We start from the raw sequence: 20,386 nt of genomic DNA, 5'->3' as shown, positions 1-20,386 counted from the left end.
TTTCAAGCTCCGTACTTTGTGTGTATAGTGGTTGTATCCTATACTACTTTTAACGTGTGAAGTCCTTCAGGTATTAGAACACCCCTTCGGCCAACTAGAACCAAAGGGGAAACGAAACTATATCTCTTTTACTTATTCTGAAAGGACATTTTAACTGTGTATTCACTATTTGAATCAATGGTATTTGTTAATTCTAAAATATACGTGCCTGTGTACTCTGGATTGTTTACATTTAAAGAATATTTATAAACTTGATTTGGAATACCTGCAGTCAGAGTAGCAAAAACTCTCTCAAGTGAACCATCTGTTTTTACAGCATAAACAGTATAGAAAACCGCTCTATTAGTGTTTTTCCAAGAATTAAAGTCATGATTCGAGTAACCAACTTCAAAAGATAATATACCGTCTGGCGCGCCGTCTGTTATAGCAAAATTATCGTAATGATCAAATTGACTTGTCCATGTTGAACGTACTTTTTCTCCAGATGGAATAACAGCAAATTCTGATTCTTGAACTGTAGAACCAATATAATTATTCGATTCATGTAGATCTTCAATAAATGTTAATGGGAATGTATAGTTTACATTTATAAATCTAGCATTAATAAATGAATTCGAAGATAGGAAGCTTTGACGTAAATACACAATATTCGGTGAGTCCTCCGTATTTTCGTCGAACCTCACAAGTTGACCATTTTTTTCGTAATAAATATCTAATTTAACAAAGTCAAATTCACCATCTCCTACCTTATCTGCGATGCCATTGTATGCCCCTATATTTTTAGATCCAGGTTTATCTGGAAAAACTACTTTTACCCAGTCTACGTCGTCATGGGAAGACAGCGCTCCAGTAAATTTAGTGATATTTCCAGCTTCAGCACCTCCATACAATGGGTTAACTGTAATGGTATTTGCATTTTCTATAACGTTGTTACTTTCTTGTTCAGAAAAAATGGTAATTGGTCCATCTGAACGAACTGACGCCTCACTCTCTAATGCCACTTCATTCTCTACTGATACTTCACTCTCTACTTCCGCTTCATTCTCTTCTGGTGCTTCATTCTCTTCTGGTGCTTCGCTCTCTACTGCCACCTCATTCTCTTCTGCTGTTTCACTCTCTACTCCCGCTTCATTCTCTTCTGATACATCCGTGTCAATTAAATCATCTGAAGGATTACTTAGAGCGTTTGCATCGAATTTTAAAGGAACCGCATATTTTACATTAATAAACCTTTCATTAATATACCGTTTCGGAGTTAAGAAACTCTGGCGTAAATATACAACATTTGGCAAATCTTCATATTGAGTATGTTCATCGAACTTCACCAGCTGTCCGTTTTCTTCGTAATAGACTTCTAATTTAATAAAGTCAAATTCACCATCCCCTACCTTATCTGCGATGCCATTGTAGGTTCCTATATTTTTAGAACCAGGTTGATCTGGAAAAACTACTTTTACCCAATCTACATCGTCGTGGGAAGACAACGCTCCTGTAAATTTGGTTACATTTTGATCATCATCATACGATGGCTTAATGGTAACAATATTCGCATTTTCAATTACGTTGTTACTTTCTTGCTCAGAAATAAACTCAAAAGATTCTGCTTGTGTTGAAGGTGAATAATAAGTAGATAACATTCCAGCAATAAGTGAAGCAGATAGCACTTTTTTAAGCTTCATTTTTTTCTCTCCTTTATTGATCATTTAAAAAGATAATTTTTTGATTTTATTTTATAGAATGCTACTATAAATGGTATAAGAAACCATTTCTTTCACACTCCATGATGAAGTGAAGAATTATTCCCTATCGAAAATGAAAACAGCCGTAAATTAAATGAAGTTAATAAAGTGAAAAAAATGAGATTAGTTTAGTTTTATTTACATTTTTTTATCAGCATACGCTAATAATTCATCGAACAATTGCTTAATGTACAACGCCTAATAGAAAATGAATTTCATCATATTACCCCTGCAACATCATCATCTCTTTCTACAAGCATTCTCCTGTTCAGTAAATAAGTTGTTTCCTCTAGTTTCCCACTGTCATTTTTTCAAGTATGTACCATTAACCTTCGTCCAGCTGTACAATACCTAAGATTGTTATAAGTCATACCTTTCAAATCTAAGTAAGAGAAACAGACTGTGAAACATTTTATTTTGAGCTTCTCCTTTTGCTAACAGCTCCTCCTCACTCTATCGTTTTGAATAGTCTAGGCTATTAATGATTTATGTGGATTAACCATTATTCAGTTATTTTTGGTCAATACACAATAGTGGGTAATTAATAGGAGGGTACATTATGAAGATCTATTTATGGAAATCATCTATAAAAGCTTTTTGCTCCCAACCTTCTACACAATAAAAAAGACTGACATCTCATATAAACTACAAAATTTCCCTTCTTTAATAACTTCTACTATGGTTGAATGATCATCGTAAGGATTTATCACTTTCACCATTTAATAGTACGTAAGAGAAGTTAATAATCTCTGTCAATTTTCTTAATATACTATTAATTGATTCTGAAAAATGATGGGAAATATTAAATGTTTAAAGGTTCAATAATTCAATACATTTTCTATTGGTACTAAATTATAATCCCTTTTCTCAGTCAACTGATAGGTTAACACTAAGTAGACTTTATTAAATTTTCACTGGGATGTAGGAAGCATCAACATGGCAAAGAAGGACCTTCAACGTTTCCCTAACCATTTAAGCAACAATGGTAAAGATAGATAAAATGAATAGGGCACACATCTCTTACTAGAAAGTAGCTGTGACCCAAAATAAAAGATATAAAATTGCTGATGCTTTTAGCAGTGTAAATTGAGTGTTATAAATAGGAGAGTAATATAATTTGTACAAGAAAGGATGGAGTAAATGAGAGTATTAACTATTTTAAGCTTATTGGTCGGTTTACTATTTTTTGGATTGTATATTAATTTTATTGTGCCATTATTTAATAATGAAAATTGGCTTGAATTCTCAGGTATTATTCTAATCTGTTTATTTCTCAACTATATTTTAAGAAAAGCTGAAGCATATTTTGAATTTCTTAATAAAAGAATTGATAAACAACTTAGCGTATGGATTGTGTTCGGGATATTTATTAGTGTATTCATATTGGGTTAATTGACTAATGGCAGTCATAATCGAGCAGGACAAAATATAAAGGTGTACGACCTATAATTAAACAGAATTATATTTTGTGTTTTACTTAAAAAGGAGAAACTAATTACTATGAATATAAAATTGGTAGAGAAAACAACTTATGCTTTCATTTCCTCGAAATTTTATTTGAGACCTGCATAATATCATCATTACTGTGTTGAACATGCGGATAATTACAGCCTCTACTTCAAAGGCATCTAGTAATTTATGGATGGTTCAAATTGATTTGTGTTTGTTATTTCAAAAAACAGTTCTTTGATTGTTAAGTTAGCATTATCAAGACCTACTAGGAAGCCTCTAACCCCGTCAAACATTGAAAATACTTTATACTTAGACTTTCACTTTTTACTCAACTTTCTCAAAAGTTTCTTTATAATTGGTAATTTCCAAACCGTCCTTTACCTTCTGGGATTGTTCTAAATTCACTGTAGTACGGATGCCCCAAACCATATCACTAATAGAACTTTCACGAGGCACACTAGCTTTTCTAAATCCTTTTGGCGCATTTTCTCTCTTTAATAATTTCATTCAAACGTAGTATAATCATACTTTTTGCTCCCTCCTGGAATGCTTCATTGTTTTATTGGTTTGTTATAACCTATACAGACAAAAAATTGAAGGTAATTTATAATTAATTTGAACAAAAAATTAGAATTTTCTATTAGGGAGATAACGATGGATAGAGAATATAAAACAATTCGAGAGGTAAAAGAACGTGGTGAAGCTGCCGTTGGTAAAATGATAAAGGAGCTTGTCACACAGGAGAATGTCGATAAGTGGTATGCTAGTCCAAGAAATAAAGGTTGGCTTGGAAATGCAATTGAAAAAGATTGGTTCGGGCTAGCGAATAACAGTCGACCTGAGGCTGATTTCAATAATCTAGGTGTAGAACTCAAATGTGCTGGGCTTAAATTTTTCAGAACCGAAAATTCTTGGGGTGCCAAAGAAAGACTAGTTCTTAACATTTTTGATTTTAATGAAGAACACAAGAGGGATTTCCAGAATTCTTCCTTTTTAAAAAAGTCAAAGCTTGTAGAACTAATGTTGTATAAATATAATCCAGTTGATTATTTACAATTCGAAGGAAAGGAATACCCAACCTACCCAGATTTCTTAATAACCCACTCTATTCTTTTTAATTTGAAAGACTTATTAGACGATGATTGGGCAATCATTGAGAATGATTGGAACATTATAATGAATATGATTCGACAGGGGAGGGCTGAGGACATTTCCGAAGGTATGACACAATACCTTGGGGCAGTGACCAAAGGAAGTAAAACTGCAGAGAACCAAACAACACAACCGTTTAGTGATAAGAAAGCACATAGACGAGCTTTTTCTTTAAGGCCAACGTATATGAAGGAAATTACGAAGCGAATTGTACAGGGAGAATTAAAGAGTTCAATAACTTACGCTTCTTATCAAAGTGACTATCCTGAATTACATAAAAAAATTGATGCTAAACAATTTGATACTGAAGAGCATGTCATAAAAAATTTATCCGAGTTAAAACACAAAACGTTTGAACAAATCATTCTTGATCAGTTTAAACCGTTCTACAATATGGATAAAAAAAGCTTAGCAGAAAAATTTGATGTTAGAATTAAAAAAAAGAATGACAAAGCAAGTTCACGGCTAATTGCACAGAAGATGTTTAATCTAAAAGGTGATTTAGAAAAAACAGATGAGTTTAAGAAAGCTGGAATTGCTGTAAAAATAATTACCGTAGCATCAAATCAGAGAAAGAAAGCATCCGAAAGAAGACTCACAACTCAAGGCTTTAAACTTGGATCGGATGTTAGCTTTATTAAAGATATTAGTACCCTTGATTGGGAAGATACTCGAGTGTATGACTATCTTTCCACAACAAAATTCTTATTAGTCGTTTACGAGAAAACACCAGAAGGGGAGATATTTAAAGGTGCAAAGTTTTGGTATATGCCAGAAAACGAACTCATGGGTACAGTAAAAAAAACATGGGAATTAATTAAACAAGCTCTCATTAGTGGTGTCGAGTTAACGTTTAAATGTGTAAAGATAAGTGCCAAAAATAAGAAAGGTTACGAAATAGAGAACAACCTGCCGAGCCAAGTGAGTGGTCCTCAGATACTTCACATTCGACCTTCAGCTGGGGAGTCGGATTATCATGAAAGTATAAATTCAGATTTACTACCCTCTCCTGCAATTTGGCAGAATAGACCTGAGGATATGAAAGATATTTTGACAGATAATTATATGGTCAAGCAAGCCCTCTGGTTAAATAAAAATTATATGTACCAACAAGTAAAAGAATTTTTCGAATGAGATTACTAGACTTGTATTAATACACAAGTTTAACGGAAATCCCCTTTAGATAACATATCTAAAGGGGTTAAACAGTGCGACTTTATTGAAAAACAATTAAATCTTGCTTTTAATTCCCAATTAATTCTTAACATTGCATACTTCCAATAACTATTAGCTTTAACAGCGCTTAAACAGAGGAATTTCTTTGTCCAGTTTGCATCATTACGTGCTTTCTCGTAAAAAAGACAAGCAGTAGTGCAACGAGTATTTCCGCCAGTGGTACTGCAAGCCAGACACCTGCTATGCCGATGAGTTTTGGTAATAGCCACAGTAGAAGCAATAGAAAGAAGAAACTGCGTAAAAAGATTATAATTGTAGATTTGCGAATCTCACCTATCGATTGAAAATATGTCATATAGACAAAATTAAAACCAAGAAATACATACCCAATGAAAAACAAGCGTATTCCCTGAATTGCAAGTTTGCGGACCTCTTCGGATTCTAAACCGAAGAGCGAAACCAGGATAGGAGCAGTAACAAATCCGACAATAAGCAGAAACAACCCTAAGGTGAAGGAAGCCTTCTCACCAATCTTCAAACTCTCTATTATACGTCCTTTTTCTTTTGCACCATGATAATAACTAATCATTGGCTGAAGTGCCGACTCAATTCCAAAAAATGATAGGAACAAGAAGCCGTGCAAATAGTTAACGACTGAGAAAGCAGCCACTCCGTCCGTTCCAAGTAAACCTACAATCGTTAAATTGTAACCAGCCATAAAAACAAGCGTACCTGCTTCAGAAAAAAAACTTGGAAATCCAATTAGGAAAATTCTTCTCAACATTTTCCATGACCACTGGAACGAGAGCTTACGTAAATTCGTGTACTTCTTGAAAAAATGGAGCAAGAGCACAATTAAACCAATTAAGCTTGCAAGGACAGTGGCAAGCGCAGCACCGAACACCCCTAGCTCTAAAATAAATATCATATAATAATTTAAGCCAATATTAACAATTGCAGTCATGCCGAGGGCAACCATTGATAAAGTAGGACTGCCATCATTGCGGACAAAGATACTAATTAACTGCTGTAAAGCTATGATCCAACCAAGCAGAAACAATACCTCTAAGTATTCGACCGTAAAAGAGAGAGTATCAGCATTAGCTCCCAACAAATACGCAATTTCTTTAACATTAAAGTATCCGATGACACCTGTAATTAATATCAGAGCCATTAAACTAGTTGTGGCTAGCGAAAATACACTCCTTGCCTTCGCCACTTCCCCTTCTCCAATATTCACCGAATACATCGTTCCCCCACCAATGCCAATCCACAAGGAAATCGAGAAAATAAGTGAGAACAACGGAATAGCAAGGTTTACACCAGCAAGCCCATCTGATCCCACTCCGTTACCGATAAACACACCATCAGCCAGGATATTCACCGACATTAGCATCAACCCAAATAACGATGGAAAAAAATAATTTATAAATACTTTTTTAACTGGTTGATTTTTTAAACCTTCATGTGTTTCAACCACTTGTATCATTCCTCCTGTAATTCATTACAAAAGAAAGTATATACCTAATAGTAACTTGAAAGTCAATTTTTTTAAAATTCAAGGCAAATAACCCATTTCATCTTGGATGACCAACTCTTCAAGCATTATAGTTTCTATTGGGAAGCCCATCAATTGCTAACAAACGGTGTAAATACGCTTGAAGTGAGTTGGAGGCAAAAACATTACCTTAGACTGCAGATCCAAAGGGTGGAGGACATAACAAGGGTAGAAAAGTCGAAAAACGAGTTAGATTAAATTAATATTAGAAAATAGGCAAAAGCCCTTACAGTACCTAATGATTGTCGAGAGCTTTTTATTTTATAAGAATTATTTCAAAAATCCATAAAAATATGAACAACTTGGAACAATCATTTAATCCAATTCAGTGTCTAGCATCTATAGGCCCTTCTAAGTCGTTTTTTAGTAACTCCCTCTTTCCATTTAAAAGTAATTCAGCCGTATAGCTTTCTATTCCTTACTACCTGTAATAATAAAGTAGCAATCTATCTCTTTATTGTTCATAAAATACTAATCATTATTCGGCTATATAGATTTTATGATTTACAACGATTTTTTCTTTTAATTTTACACCCTTTAATAAATATACTTCTGTTCCTTTGGCAACTTTAGTAGCTTCTTTATCTTTTAACTGATAATTTGAATTATCTTCTTCTTTGCTTCCTACAACTGAAAATTTAATTTCTCCTAATTTTTCTCCTAATTCTTTCTCTGTTACATTATTTTCGTCCTTATTCATATGGTTATATTTAATTCCATCCCACATAATAGTGTCAGACCATTCAATTTCTACATTCGTTTTAGGTGTACCCATGCAGCCTGATAACAGAGACATTATTAATATTATCCATAAAATATTTTTGGACATAACTTACTAACTCCTTACTATTCTTTTTTTCTAATAAGATGAATTGCAGTAACCTGTTATTCAACAATAGCGTCTTTTTCTTAAATAAGAACTAAATTATATGTCGTCATTTTTAGTTATAATTTGATTGTGAATATGGTGTTCCATATGATCAAAATAATCTTGTATAAGCCACCCTAGTGTCTTCTGTTGATTATTTCCTATGTCACAAAGGGAGGATAGCTTTTCGTTAGGAATATTTTTAACTATATTAACAATTTGCTGATTTAATGTTTGAAAAAGGTTTACTATTTCATCAAGTGGTCGACCTTGATAATTCTGAGCCATTACCCATTGGTCTTGATTATATGATTGGATAACATACACGGTTTCTTCATATTGAATTTTTATAAACCTTTCCATATTGTTTATCGCAGAGTCACAGAGATGTCCTAAAATCTCTTTTTTAGACCATTTATTTGGTAATGGTCGAGCAGAAATTTCCTTTTCAGACATTGAGTTATACTCTTCAGGTAACCATTTTATATAATGATTAATTCCTTCAACTACCTTTTGCATATTTCTACTCCCCCTAACATTTCTTTTATAAAAATCAATATTCGCCTATCATCCTTAAAATCCCTTTAATATACATATTCTCCGATTCCGATACGAAACATCCTTGTCCAAAAGCTTATTCAACAAACTTTTCCTCCTAACCGAACAACTTATTGTCCCTAAACAGTTTTCGACCTGTGAAATCATACGCAAAAAGGTAAAACTGTGCAATTTTATTAAAAACCCATTCTAAAACAGTTAAACTTTAAAATACGTACGACTTTACACATAACTGTACACACATTTTTTTTATAACGGTACACTGTTATTTTAAATTCACAAATTTGGTGAGTAATAAACAAAAGGGATGTCTCTTTAATTGAGACATCCCTTTAGATATAACCACGATTACACCAGTTTTTATAAGAGCATCTTCTGGATCTTCTCGAGTTTATGTATACTTAGCTTATGTTGGGACAAAGCCTGCTAATGCTATAAAGTTTAGTAAAATGGATATCATGAACAGTTCAGTGTTTAATCGTACGGTATAAATCATTTCCAGCAAAAACTTATAATTTTGACGTAGTATCTAATGCTTACAATCTTTATCTTGGCACTGCAAATATACCAACAAGCGAAACAGAAGTATGAATCTCAGATTCTGGTCTAATGGGATATTTACCAAGCTCCGGTTGGTTGAGTTTCTCGAATATTATTGGACAATGGCCAATTCAAAAAACCTTTATACTTATTGATTCACAGCAAACATCATGGCTTATTCAAGAAGCTCAATTAAAGAAACTAAGGTACAGATCAGAAGTAACTGTTGGTATAGTTAAAGTACCCTATGCGATTATACGCTATAGTAATAATATCGAGATGTTCTCTAGAGCATCTTTCATTTCTTTTTTTTATGAGGTGATTACGTGGATCATGATGATTACAATGCATATTTGAAGCAGCAATATTCCCATGAGATTCGACCGTTACAATCAGTTAATGACGTTATCTCCGCATTTCAAAAAAAATTAGATATTGCCGAAACAGAATTATCAGAATCCGAAGCTATTTTCTTAAAAATGACAATTTTTAACTATATTAATGCACACATAAACGACCCTAACTTGGATAACTTAAATTTCATTTCGTATGAAGTAGTAAGAAATGAAAAAAGTGATCATTACTACAATCATATGAGGATTAGATCTGATAATGAAAGAATACTTGTCATTATTGAATCCCAGTTAAATGCAATAACCTCCAATTGCGAAGAACTAAAAGTTGATATGAATATCGAACGTGGAATCGACACATCTCATGTTAATCAAGAAACACCTGAGTTTATTGCATATCTAATGCTTTTTGATGCTCATAATGAGAATCATTGACTACGACAGGGGATAAAAAGATAACATTTTATAGAAAAGTGAAAGAGTTACAGGTAAATTAATTCTCGATTTTAAGAGTCTATTCTATGGACTCTTTTTTATTTTGGATCTCCCTATCCTGAATAGATAGATTAAGTAGTTCATCGAGTTCCTGGCTTAACTTAATTGTATCTTTATCCCTATATTCTGACCCTAAACCAGACCCTCGTCCTTCATTAATCCACTTCTCTTATTTAGATGTTCTTTTTCTTTTAGACATAAAAAAACACCCCCTTTAGACAATTTTATCCAAAAGGGGTGTATCATCGCGACTTTATTTCAAAGCCACAATAACAACTCTCGTTCCTTAAGCTCCTATTCCACTGTAACACTCTTCGCTAAGTTACGTGGTTTATCAACATCACAATCACGATGAAGAGCAGCATAGTAAGAAATCAGTTGTAATGGGATTACAGAGATAAGAGGTGTTAACATTGGGCTTACTTCTGGAATAACGAAGCGATCCTCTTCTTCTTCTAAACCTTTCATAGAGATAATACATGGATTAGCTCCGCGAGCTACAACTTCTTTTACATTTCCACGAATTCCTAAGTTCACGGATTCTTGTGTTGCAAGAGCAATAATTGGCGTTCCCTCTTCAATCAGAGCAATCGTCCCATGCTTAAGTTCTCCTCCAGCAAATCCTTCCGCTTGGATATAAGAGATTTCTTTCAGCTTTAATGCTCCTTCTAATCCAACAAAGAAGTCAATCGATCGACCAATAAAGAAACAATTACGAGTAGTCGCTAAATAGTCACGAGCGATTTGCTCCATTTCTTCTTTCGTTCCGCATAGAACTTCCATAGCGTTTGCTACAATTCCAAGCTCTTGTATAATATCTAGGCTAATATCTCTACCGAGTGATTCCGCTGTTACACTAGCAAAAATCGCTAAAACCGCCAGTTGAGCTGTATAGGCTTTTGTTGAGGCAACCGCAATTTCAGGTCCTGCGTGTAGCAATAGCGTATAGTCCGATTCACGGGAAAGAGTAGATCCTGGAACGTTTGTTATTGTAATGGCTTTATGACCTAACTCTTTTACACGAACAAGTACTGCACGGCTATCTGCTGTTTCACCACTTTGTGAGATAAAGATAAAGAGTGGATTTTGTGAAAGAAGAGGCATGTTATAGCTAAATTCACTTGCAACATGAACTTCAACAGGAATATTTGCCATTTTTTCGATGAACTGCTTCCCGACAAGCCCAGCATGGTAACTCGTACCACATGCCACAATGTATACACGGTCCGTATCATTCATAGCATCAACAATGTCCTGATCAATAGACATCTTGCCTTGATCATCTTGGTATGCTTGAACAATTTTACGAATAACAAGGGGCTGCTCATCAATTTCTTTAAGCATATAATGAGGGTATGTGCCTTTTTCAATATCACTAGCATCCAGCTCAGCTGTGAACGGATCTCGTGACACTACTTCACCTTCAAGGTTTTGAATGGTGACACTTTCTTTCGTAACAATCACGATTTCTTTATCCATCAACTCTAAAAACTGATCGGTTACTTGTAACATGGCCATCGCATCACTTGCTACGACATTAAAGTCTGTTCCAAGTCCAACAAGTAACGGGCTCTTATTTTTCGCAACAAAAATCGTTTCTTCGTTTTCAGCGTCAATTAAGGCAATTGCATAAGACCCTTTTAATAGCTTTAGTGCTTGACTGAAAGCATCTTCAACCTTATTCCCTTCGTTCACTAATTTTTCAATTAATTGGACAATGACTTCGGTATCAGTATCACTCTTGAAGGAAACATCCTTTAAAAACTCACGTTTTAGGTGGCTATAATTTTCGATAACGCCATTATGCACCATCGTAAAACGACCAGAAGTACTTTGGTGAGGGTGAGCATTTTCATGGCTTGGTACACCGTGTGTCGCCCAACGGGTGTGTCCTATACCAGTATTGGCTTTACATGACTCATCAACAATGCTACGTAAGTCCAAAATACGGCCTTTTTCTTTAAATACATGAACACCATCTGCATTTTGAATGGCAATACCAGCCGAGTCATATCCTCGATATTCTAGCTTTTCTAAGCCCTTTAAAAGAATTTCCTTTGTATCTTGATTTCCAATATATCCAACTATTCCACACATAAATGAGTTCCTCCCGATAATTAGAAAAGAGGGTAAGAACTTTGGGGGCTTCTTACCCCCTTATCTCTGTCATTTGTTTTTTTAAAATTAGTGCGCTTTTTTTTCATCCTTTGTCCATAAAGTTGCCTCTATGTTTTAAGATCAAAATTCGACTGTGCGCATCAGCCGGGAGGTATCCGCCGAACATTCGATAACCCTCCTCCTCGTCAACTGGACTTCCTTTCACCTAAGGACCAGTTCAGGCGCTTTTAATAAAACTATACTAAAATACTCCTTTCTCTATTAGACTACTGACTTTAACAGAATACATCCAAATACAATATTTGTCAACAAAAAACAAGAAATACTTATAAAGATGTTTCTATATAAATATGCATAAGGAGTGATTTCGTGCTCTCCTTATGCATATCTCTTTTTATATTCCCATTTCTTTTTCAACCATTGTAACAATACGGGAAACGTAGACTTCGCATAGCTCTTCTGTAGGAGCTTCTACCATCACTCGTACAAGCGGTTCTGTTCCAGAAGGGCGGACAAGAACGCGACCGTTTCCATCCATTTCCTTTTCTACCTCCGCAATACTTGCGGCTACCGTTTCATTTTCCGTAACTTTATGCTTATCTGTTACCTTAACGTTGACCAACTTTTGCGGGTATTTTTTCATTTCAGCAGCAAGCTCTGATAATGACTTACCCGTTTGTTTCATAATATGAACAAGTTGAAGTCCTGATAATAAACCATCGCCTGTTGTATTATAATCAAGGAAAATAATATGGCCAGATTGTTCACCACCAAGGTTATAGCCATTTTTCTTCATTTCTTCAACAACATAACGATCACCAACCGCGGTTTGTACACTTTTTATCCCATTTTCTTCTAGTCCTTTATGGAACCCTAGATTACTCATGACTGTTGACACAACTGTTGATTGCTTTAAACGAGCTTCCTCTTTAAAGTATTTTGCACAAATATACATTATTTGATCACCATCAACAGTGTCACCCTTTTCATCAATAGCAATCAAACGATCACCATCTCCATCAAAGGCCAACCCTACATCTGCACCCTTTTCTCTCACCAAACTAGCAAGTGCTTCAGGGTGAGTAGAGCCTACTCCATCGTTTATGTTTAAGCCATTCGGTGTTGCTCCCATCGTCGTTAAATCTGCGTCTAAATCTGCAAACAAATGGGTAGCAAGTGATGAGGTTGCACCATGGGCACAATCCAGAACAACGTGAATACCAGAAAAGTCTTCATCAACCGTCTGCTTTAAATATTGAAGGTACTTTTGTCCTCCTTCAAAATAATCATTTACAAGTCCTAAGTCAGCACCAATTGGCCGAGGAAGATTATCTTCTTTTTGATCCAGAAGGGCTTCGATTTTAAGTTCTTGTTCGTCTGAAAGCTTGAATCCATCAGAACCAAAAAACTTAATACCGTTGTCATCTACAGGGTTATGAGAGGCAGAAATCATGACACTTGCTTGTGCATCTAACACTTTTGTTAAAAAAGCAACACCTGGTGTAGATATTACGCCTAAGCGCATCACTTCTGCTCCAATAGATAACAGCCCAGCCACAAGTGCACCCTCTAGCATATGGCCAGAAATACGTGTATCTCTCCCAATAAGAATTTTCGGGCGATCCTTCCCTTGAGTTAACACATATCCACCATAACGACCGAGCTGAAACGCAATTTCTGGCGTTAGTTCTGTATTGGCAACACCTCGAACACCATCTGTTCCAAAATACTTACCCATAAACACAATCTCTCCTTTTTCTTTCCCAATATGTAACTAGCTGATCATTCAATTTTCACTTTTACCTTTTCGACAGATGACGACCACTTGACCTTTTCAAGACCTTCTACACTCAAATCTACTTCGTGCTCACCCGGTGGAAGGTCTGAAACATCAATAAACGGCTTTACATCTTTCTCCGTTAATTCATCGAGAATATCTTGATAGGCTTCTACTATCACATCAGCCGATCCATCATTTGGAGAAAGAAACGTCACACTATCTTCTTGAATTGCTCCGCGGATATTAATTGGGAGATGTAAAAACGTTCTTTTCCCCATTACCTTAACATTCACGTTTACAGATACGGAAGAAGGTTGGCTTTTATTTAATCCACTCGGTAGCGTAACAGGAACCTCAAGTGTTGTATCCTTTTCTATTTTCGATAAGTCTATTTCTACTTCTAACTCGTCTAATTCATTTAATGCTGAGCTGCGTCCAAATACTTGTATTTTATTTGGTTCCACTTCAATAGTATCTAATTCGACGCCATCAGGTAAAGTTCCTTTTGTCTCAACTTTAATAGGAACTTCTTTTGAAGGATTGACTACATTTATTTTCACATCTACTACTTTTGGCTCGATAGTTACATTTAATTTATTTAAAGCATCGTCAAATGCTAGCACCCTAGCTTCTTTTATCAAGTTTCCATCAACAAGGTCATTAAGTTCTATCGACGCTTTTACATACGTAATAGCTTCAATATCACTTTTTGCCCCTGAAATAGACACTTTATTAGGTTCGACAAGCAATTCCTCAATTTCGTAACCTTCTGCTAATAAGGATTCGTTAAGTTCAGGTTCCACCACAAATTCTTCGGTCACTTTTTCTTGTACATCTATATCGATATACTTTGGTTCGATTATTACATCCAAATTATCTGGTATATCTTTATATTGGATGGGTACGTTGTGCTCACCAACCGTCACGTCTTCTAAATCAACAAATAGGTTAAAGACTCCCCTAGCTTTTGTCGTTTGTACTAGGCTTTTAGTACCTGATAAAGTAATATCTACTGTTTCAGGTAAACCAGAAACAACCAAATTCTCTGTATCATAGTAAGACGTTATAGGAACATCATTAATTGTAATTGAATCCTCATTAGAGCCATTTCCACTTGTTTTTGTGCGATCATTATCCACATTTACTGAGATAAACAATAAAGAGGCTAAAGCGAAAGCAACAATCCTCATGAACCAACGGCTTTCCATTAATTTATCCATTTGCTTTCTTCCCCCTCCATACCCATTTTGCAGAGGAAGTTACTTTTTGTTTATTTATAATTAATTCCTTTTCTAGCAAAGTTTTAAAATCTTCTATCGCCAGCTCTCGGTGTAACTCGCTGTTTTTAGTCACTGAAATGCTTCCTGTCTCCTCAGATACTACAATCGTTACACTATCCGTCACCTCACTAATTCCAAGCGCTGCTCGATGACGTGTACCTAGCTCCTTGGAAATGAACGGGCTTTCTGATAAAGGTAAATAACAGGCTGCTGCTGCAATCTGATTTTTTTGTAATATGACTGCTCCGTCATGTAACGGTGTATTTGGGATAAAAATATTGATTAAGAGCTCTGAAGAAATTTGAGATTGTAGCGGAATACCCGTTTCAATATAATCACTCATGCCCGTTTCATTCTCAATCGTAATGAGCGCACCAATTCTTCGCTTCGCCATATAGCTTACAGCTTTCGTAATATGCTCAATCATTCGACGCTCTTCTTCTTCCTCTTGCAGACTAACTCGAGAGAAAAATCGCCCTCGACCTATTTGTTCAAGACCTCTACGAAATTCTGGCTGAAAGATTATGATAATTGCAAGGAATCCCCATGTAAGAGCTTGTTCCATCATCCAGCTTAATGTATCTAACCCAATCAAACCACTTAATCCTTGTACGACAAGAATAACAAAGATTCCTTTAAGCAGTTGAACAGCCTTTGTGCCGCGGATAAGCATTATTAACTTGTATATAACAAACCACACTAACAATATATCAATCATCTTCGTTACACTGTTTAAAACTGTTAACTCTGACAAAAAATCATCAAACGGCATTTTACATCCTCCAATACATTAATCGAAAGCGTAAGCCGTGAAAATTGGCTATAGGCATCTCTAACTAGGTCATTATACCATACGTGCATATATTTTCCCTCAAACGGTAGCCTTAATTCAGAAAAACTTGATAGATAGTATCAATTATTCGAAAAGGGAAAGCAACTCTTTACCAAAACTTTTCATACGGTACCATAGCCATTCAAACGCTTGATCAATCTCTTCAATCTCTCCTGTAACATTGCCCGCTGAAGCCATGTATTGTTCATGTTCGTCATTGATGACATTTCCATTAATGACTGTAATATCTCCTTTGACTTCTCCTTCAATAATCACATTACCATTTTTAACATATAAATCTTCCGTCATCACAACATCTTCTGGAACAACAACTGTTTGCCCTTCAACAATAAGGCCATCATACTTTGTAAAGACAAGCTCATCATTATTTCCCCACGAAGAGAATAAGGTAGATCCCATCAAGACAACAAATAGTGATGCGGCAACTAAAAATGGGTGCTTCCTAAACCATCTTTCCACTCCTATTTTTTTCTTCTCTTTCGGTAATTTTGCCATTACATTTGCTGTAAAGTCATCTGGTGCATGGACATGAGAAGTACTTTGCACAAGAGCGAGTGCTTTTTTTAATTCATGAAAATGCTGTTGGCAATCTTCACATTGATGCAAATGGACCTTTAACTGCTTTTCCTGTTCTGGTGAACAGTTTTCATCTAAATATTCATGCATATAGTCAATAATTACTTCAGGACATTTTTTCATTTCAACTCACCCTTTCTACATTTTACGTAATTGTTTACGAAGTGCCTCTCGTCCTCTGTGAATTCTTGTTTTGACCGTTCCTAAAGGCATGTCTAAAATTTCGCTTATCTCTTTCAAAGGGAGCTCTTCAATATATTTTAACACGATAACCGACCTGTATTTTTCAGGGAGTTTTGAAATTGCTTTTTGGATGACTTCTTGCAACTCCATACTCTCAACCTCTTCCTCTGGAAGTGGCTCTCCAGTAGAAAGTTGTGAATACATCGTCAATCCTTCTGTTCCTGTCACTTCTGCATCCAAATAATAATCTGGCTTTTTCTTTCTGATTCGGTCAATACATAAATTTGTCGCGATTCTAAATAACCATGTTGAAAATTTGCGATGCTGCTGAAAGGTATGAATATTCATATAGGCTTTCACAAATGCTTCTTGTGCCATATCTTCTGCTTCATGGCGATTTCCAAGCATTCGGAAGCAAATTTGAAATACTTTATCTTTATATAGTTCAACAATCTCAGCAAATGCGTTTTGGTCACCCTTCATCACTTGTTTAATTCGTTTATTGACTAACGCATCCATCCTATTCCCTCCGCTCCTTGCGGCTATACATATATACGAATGTATAACAAATATGGTTTCAAAAAACTTCATTATAATATTACCAAATTTCAAAAGGAAAATGTTTACCTATTTAACAAAACAAAAAACTGGGTCATATATTCTTTTCATAAAATGAAATGGTCGCTCGGTCTATTTGAGTTTAAACCTACTAACAGTGTATTGAATTATAAAGGAGGGGGCTGGAGTCACATAAATAATGTACTTAATATTATGGGGTGGTGAAATCAGATAGTAGTCTAAAGCAACAGTAGGAAACAAGGTAACGAAACGTATAGAGACTTTGGGAAAAACGTGAATTTAACAATTGTTTACCCTTCTCAATAATAAAGTTAATATAATTTCTAAAATAACAATGCTGGAAAAACAAAAAACCTGGAAAATCGTTCTTTCCCAGGTTTTCTTAATAAGTAATAGCTACTAATTTGATTCAATCTTACCAGCTAACGGTATTGTCAGACTGATTTTTTGACGATTATAATAATTTTTCGCCAAATAATGACCCCATTAACGCTACTGCAACTGAGGCAGTTTTATTCTTTTCATCCAAAATTGGGTTGACTTCTACAAATTCTGCTGATGTAATAATTTTTGCTTCTTCCAACATTTCCATTGCAAGATGACTTTCTCGATAGCTAATTCCACCGAGAACTGGTGTACCGACTCCCGGTGCATCACTAGGATCTAAACCATCCAAATCTAGTGATAAATGAACACCATCTGTCCTTTCTTTTAAATAAGAGATAGCTTCTGACATGACAGCAGTCATCCCTAAGCGATCAATCTCATGCATGGTATACACCTTTATACCCTTTTCCTTTATCAACTCTCGCTCCCCTTCATCCAGTGAACGAGCCCCGATAATAACAATATTTTCTGGTTTTATCTTTGGTAAATATCCTGAAATATTAGTTAAAGTATCGTGACCAATTCCTAAACTCGCAGCTAATGGCATGCCATGGATATTTCCAGAAGGAGACGTTTCAGCTGTATTTAAATCTCCGTGCGCATCATACCAAATAACACCAAGATTATCATAATTTTTTGCTACACCAGCTATCGTTCCAATCGCAATGCTGTGGTCACCCCCTAGAACTAATGGAAAATGACCTTGCTGAACAACATCATTTACAGTAAAAGCAAGCTGCTCACTCGCTTCAGCAACCGCTTTCAAATTACGTAAGTTTGTATCTTGTGGTACCATCTTTTCTGCTCGACCTATTTCAATGTCGCCTAAATCCTCTACTTGATGACCAATTGCTTCTAAACGCTCTACTACGCCAGCATAGCGAATAGCACTTGGACCCATATCTACGCCTCTTCGCATTTGGCCTAAGTCCATTGGAACACCGATTATTGAAATCTTATCTGTATTCATTATGATTCCTCCTTACCCATTCTACTCTTATTGTATCGTTCAATGACTAAATGACTCAACTCGACAAAATAATGTATATATATACGCTTACATTTTCGAATAATTAAATTACTTTATAAAGCCATTTACTTATAGTATGACCTTATATGTTCTTCACTTTCTCATTAATTTGTAGAACTCATCAGTTTATACCTTTGCAATTAATTGGTGACAAGTAGATTATTACTTGATTTAAGCTTTATAGCCCTTTTTATGATAGAGGCATCGACTGTTAGATTAAAGGTCTATCCGTTATCACCCTAATAATGATAGCTCATGTTTCAGCGTCAAAATAATTAAAAAAACCTTAGAGCATCGTCTAAGGTTTTGAGTATATGTATAAGTTATGGTGGAGCCTAGCGGGATCGAACCGCTGACCTCCTGCGTGCAAAGCAGGCGCTCTCCCAGCTGAGCTAAGGCCCCACTAGCAATACTTAAATATGAGCCATGAAGGACTCGAACCTTCGACCCTCTGATTAAAAGTCAGATGCTCTACCAACTGAGCTAATGGCTCGTAAATGGCTGGGCTAGCTGGATTCGAACCAACGCATGACGGAGTCAAAGTCCGTTGCCTTACCGCTTGGCTATAGCCCAATAATAAAATCATTCGATAGTTCTTGTTTAGTCTTTACGATTCAAACCGAATCATTCAATAAAGACAACTTTGTTTTTTTCCAAAATATGTATCATATGTAAATATAAAAAGGACGATACACAGTATGTCCAATAGTTTAATCACTATCAAAATGGTGGAGGGGGACGGATTCGAACCGCCGAACCCTGAGGGAGCGGATTTACAGTCCGCCGCGTTTAGCCACTTCGCTACCCCTCCATATTTAAATGGTGCCGGCAAGAGGACTTGAACCCCCAACCTACTGATTACAAGTCAGTTGCTCTACCAGTTGAGCTACACCGGCAAATGGTGGAGGATGACGGGATCGAACCGCCGACCCTCTGCTTGTAAGGCAGATGCTCTCCCAGCTGAGCTAATCCTCCGTAAAATGGTGACCCGTACGGGATTCGAACCCGTGTTACCGCCGTGAAAGGGCGGTGTCTTAACCGCTTGACCAACGGGCCAATCTTTTATAATAGTAAGCTTCCAACCGGGCTCGAACCGGTGACCTCTTCCTTACCATGGAAGTGCTCTACCTGCTGAGCTATGGAAGCATGGCTCCGCAGGCAGGATTCGAACCTGCGACCGATCGGTTAACAGCCGATAGCTCTACCACTGAGCTACTGCGGAACGTTATGCCTGGCGACGTCCTACTCTCACAGGGGGAAGCCCCCAACTACCATCGGCGCTAAAGAGCTTAACTTTCGTGTTCGGTATGGGAACGGGTGTGACCTCTTTGCTATTGCCACCAGACTTTTTAAAAGACAAGTATTATTATACTACTATCTTATTTTTTTTCAAGAGTTTTTTTGAATTTTACCCTCAAAACTAGATAAAGATTGATGAAGAGTGAGTAATCACCGTGAAAAGCTTCCGCTTTTCTAATCCAGTTACAGCTCCTATGTGCTCGAGGTCACAAGTCATCTCACTACGGTGGCTAAGCCTCCTCGTAAGCTGCCTCGTGCTTGTCGCACATGAACAGTCGCTTTCACTATTTTCTTTTGGTTAAGTCCTCGATCGATTAGTATTCGTCAGCTCCACATGTCACCATGCTTCCACCTCGAACCTATCAACCTGATCATCTTTCAGGGATCTTACTAGCTAATGCTATGGGAAA

The 20,386-nt window shown here is 36.1% G+C and carries 14 protein-coding genes, 9 tRNA genes and 2 rRNA genes; 2 read left to right on the top strand and 23 right to left on the bottom strand.

Annotated elements, in window-relative coordinates; all coding sequences use genetic code 11:
• Window positions 1–128: 128 nt before the first annotated feature.
• Window positions 129–1,679, bottom strand: coding sequence for a hypothetical protein (locus tag WAK64_RS20110; RefSeq protein ID WP_336588790.1), 1,551 nt, complete (start codon window positions 1,677–1,679; stop codon window positions 129–131).
• A gap of 2,166 nt (window positions 1,680–3,845) precedes the next feature.
• Between WAK64_RS20110 and WAK64_RS20105 the strand changes: the two genes are divergently transcribed.
• The gene (locus WAK64_RS20105; protein WP_336588789.1) at window positions 3,846–5,477 is read left to right on the top strand and encodes a MutH/Sau3AI family endonuclease; all 1,632 of its coding nucleotides are present in this window, start codon (window positions 3,846–3,848) and stop codon (window positions 5,475–5,477) included.
• A 169-nt stretch (window positions 5,478–5,646) separates the two neighbouring features.
• Here the strand turns inward: WAK64_RS20105 and WAK64_RS20100 are convergent, their stop codons facing one another.
• From WAK64_RS20100 to WAK64_RS20090, 3 genes are all read right to left on the bottom strand, one after another.
• Window positions 5,647–7,008 (bottom strand): MATE family efflux transporter, encoded by a 1,362-nt coding sequence (locus tag WAK64_RS20100; RefSeq protein WP_336588788.1) that lies wholly within the window; start codon window positions 7,006–7,008, stop codon window positions 5,647–5,649.
• Between the two features lie 547 nt (window positions 7,009–7,555).
• Complete coding sequence (locus WAK64_RS20095; RefSeq protein ID WP_336588787.1) at window positions 7,556–7,906, bottom strand: hypothetical protein; 351 nt, start codon at window positions 7,904–7,906, stop codon at window positions 7,556–7,558.
• Between the two features lie 96 nt (window positions 7,907–8,002).
• Window positions 8,003–8,464 (bottom strand): DinB family protein, encoded by a 462-nt coding sequence (locus WAK64_RS20090; RefSeq protein ID WP_336588786.1) that lies wholly within the window; start codon window positions 8,462–8,464, stop codon window positions 8,003–8,005.
• A 905-nt stretch (window positions 8,465–9,369) separates the two neighbouring features.
• Between WAK64_RS20090 and WAK64_RS20085 the strand changes: the two genes are divergently transcribed.
• Window positions 9,370–9,831, top strand: coding sequence for a hypothetical protein (locus WAK64_RS20085; protein ID WP_336588785.1), 462 nt, complete (start codon window positions 9,370–9,372; stop codon window positions 9,829–9,831).
• A gap of 79 nt (window positions 9,832–9,910) precedes the next feature.
• Here the strand turns inward: WAK64_RS20085 and WAK64_RS22520 are convergent, their stop codons facing one another.
• From WAK64_RS22520 to WAK64_RS19995, 19 genes are all read right to left on the bottom strand, one after another.
• A complete protein-coding gene (locus tag WAK64_RS22520; RefSeq protein WP_419465975.1) occupies window positions 9,911–10,051 on the bottom strand; it encodes a Spo0E family sporulation regulatory protein-aspartic acid phosphatase in 141 nt (46 codons plus the stop codon).
• Between the two features lie 134 nt (window positions 10,052–10,185).
• Complete coding sequence (gene glmS, locus WAK64_RS20080; RefSeq protein ID WP_336588784.1) at window positions 10,186–11,988, bottom strand: glutamine--fructose-6-phosphate transaminase (isomerizing); 1,803 nt, start codon at window positions 11,986–11,988, stop codon at window positions 10,186–10,188.
• Window positions 11,989–12,403: 415 nt separating this feature from the next.
• Window positions 12,404–13,747, bottom strand: a complete 1,344-nt coding sequence (glmM, locus tag WAK64_RS20075) for a phosphoglucosamine mutase (protein ID WP_336588783.1) — start codon at window positions 13,745–13,747, stop codon at window positions 12,404–12,406.
• 44 nt (window positions 13,748–13,791) lie between these two features.
• Window positions 13,792–15,009 (bottom strand): CdaR family protein, encoded by a 1,218-nt coding sequence (locus WAK64_RS20070; protein ID WP_336588782.1) that lies wholly within the window; start codon window positions 15,007–15,009, stop codon window positions 13,792–13,794.
• Window positions 15,002–15,841: a diadenylate cyclase CdaA gene (gene cdaA, locus WAK64_RS20065; protein WP_336588781.1), complete on the bottom strand. Its 840-nt coding sequence runs from the start codon at window positions 15,839–15,841 to the stop codon at window positions 15,002–15,004. The genes WAK64_RS20070 and cdaA overlap by 8 nt, the downstream gene beginning before the upstream one ends.
• Before the next feature lie 144 nt (window positions 15,842–15,985).
• On the bottom strand, window positions 15,986–16,621 hold the full coding sequence (locus tag WAK64_RS20060; protein WP_336588780.1) for a zf-HC2 domain-containing protein: 636 nt from the start codon (window positions 16,619–16,621) through the stop codon (window positions 15,986–15,988).
• Between the two features lie 15 nt (window positions 16,622–16,636).
• Complete coding sequence (gene sigW, locus WAK64_RS20055; protein WP_336588779.1) at window positions 16,637–17,200, bottom strand: RNA polymerase sigma factor SigW; 564 nt, start codon at window positions 17,198–17,200, stop codon at window positions 16,637–16,639.
• 514 nt (window positions 17,201–17,714) lie between these two features.
• Window positions 17,715–18,617, bottom strand: coding sequence for an arginase (rocF, locus tag WAK64_RS20050; RefSeq protein ID WP_336588778.1), 903 nt, complete (start codon window positions 18,615–18,617; stop codon window positions 17,715–17,717).
• A 386-nt stretch (window positions 18,618–19,003) separates the two neighbouring features.
• Window positions 19,004–19,079 (bottom strand) — tRNA-Ala (locus WAK64_RS20045).
• Between the two features lie 18 nt (window positions 19,080–19,097).
• Window positions 19,098–19,170 (bottom strand) — tRNA-Lys (locus tag WAK64_RS20040).
• A 5-nt stretch (window positions 19,171–19,175) separates the two neighbouring features.
• A tRNA-Gln gene (locus WAK64_RS20035) sits at window positions 19,176–19,250 on the bottom strand.
• Between the two features lie 153 nt (window positions 19,251–19,403).
• Window positions 19,404–19,488 (bottom strand) — tRNA-Tyr (locus WAK64_RS20030).
• A gap of 9 nt (window positions 19,489–19,497) precedes the next feature.
• A tRNA-Thr gene (locus WAK64_RS20025) sits at window positions 19,498–19,573 on the bottom strand.
• A gap of 3 nt (window positions 19,574–19,576) precedes the next feature.
• Window positions 19,577–19,652 (bottom strand) — tRNA-Val (locus WAK64_RS20020).
• Window positions 19,653–19,658: 6 nt separating this feature from the next.
• Window positions 19,659–19,733, bottom strand: a tRNA-Glu gene (locus WAK64_RS20015).
• Between the two features lie 17 nt (window positions 19,734–19,750).
• Window positions 19,751–19,823: transfer RNA gene (locus WAK64_RS20010), tRNA-Thr, on the bottom strand.
• 1 nt (window position 19,824) lies between these two features.
• Window positions 19,825–19,899, bottom strand: a tRNA-Asn gene (locus WAK64_RS20005).
• A 7-nt stretch (window positions 19,900–19,906) separates the two neighbouring features.
• Window positions 19,907–20,022 (bottom strand): 5S ribosomal RNA (rrf, locus tag WAK64_RS20000).
• Between the two features lie 248 nt (window positions 20,023–20,270).
• Window positions 20,271–20,386 (bottom strand): 23S ribosomal RNA (locus WAK64_RS19995); the annotation flags it as partial.

The sequence above is a fragment of the Bacillus spongiae genome, from assembly GCF_037120725.1.
Taxonomy (GTDB): Bacteria; Bacillota; Bacilli; order Bacillales; family Bacillaceae_K; genus Bacillus_CI; species Bacillus_CI spongiae.
This window is presented reverse-complemented; position numbering and strand designations above follow the sequence as displayed.

Excerpts from the sequence above, each read along its gene's own strand:
- WAK64_RS20070 (WP_336588782.1), bottom strand. The coding sequence starts at position 15,009 with ATGGATAAATTAATGGAAAGCCGTTGGTTCATGAGGATTGTTGCTTTC.
- glmM (WP_336588783.1), bottom strand. The coding sequence starts at position 13,747 with ATGGGTAAGTATTTTGGAACAGATGGTGTTCGAGGTGTTGCCAATACA.
- WAK64_RS20105 (WP_336588789.1), top strand. The coding sequence starts at position 3,846 with ATGGATAGAGAATATAAAACAATTCGAGAGGTAAAAGAACGTGGTGAA.
- glmS (WP_336588784.1), bottom strand. The coding sequence starts at position 11,988 with ATGTGTGGAATAGTTGGATATATTGGAAATCAAGATACAAAGGAAATT.
- WAK64_RS20090 (WP_336588786.1), bottom strand. The coding sequence starts at position 8,464 with ATGCAAAAGGTAGTTGAAGGAATTAATCATTATATAAAATGGTTACCT.
- rocF (WP_336588778.1), bottom strand. The coding sequence starts at position 18,617 with ATGAATACAGATAAGATTTCAATAATCGGTGTTCCAATGGACTTAGGC.
- cdaA (WP_336588781.1), bottom strand. The coding sequence starts at position 15,841 with ATGCCGTTTGATGATTTTTTGTCAGAGTTAACAGTTTTAAACAGTGTA.
- WAK64_RS20060 (WP_336588780.1), bottom strand. The coding sequence starts at position 16,621 with ATGAAAAAATGTCCTGAAGTAATTATTGACTATATGCATGAATATTTA.
- WAK64_RS20110 (WP_336588790.1), bottom strand. The coding sequence starts at position 1,679 with ATGAAGCTTAAAAAAGTGCTATCTGCTTCACTTATTGCTGGAATGTTA.
- sigW (WP_336588779.1), bottom strand. The coding sequence starts at position 17,200 with ATGGATGCGTTAGTCAATAAACGAATTAAACAAGTGATGAAGGGTGAC.
- WAK64_RS20095 (WP_336588787.1), bottom strand. The coding sequence starts at position 7,906 with ATGTCCAAAAATATTTTATGGATAATATTAATAATGTCTCTGTTATCA.
- WAK64_RS20100 (WP_336588788.1), bottom strand. The coding sequence starts at position 7,008 with ATGATACAAGTGGTTGAAACACATGAAGGTTTAAAAAATCAACCAGTT.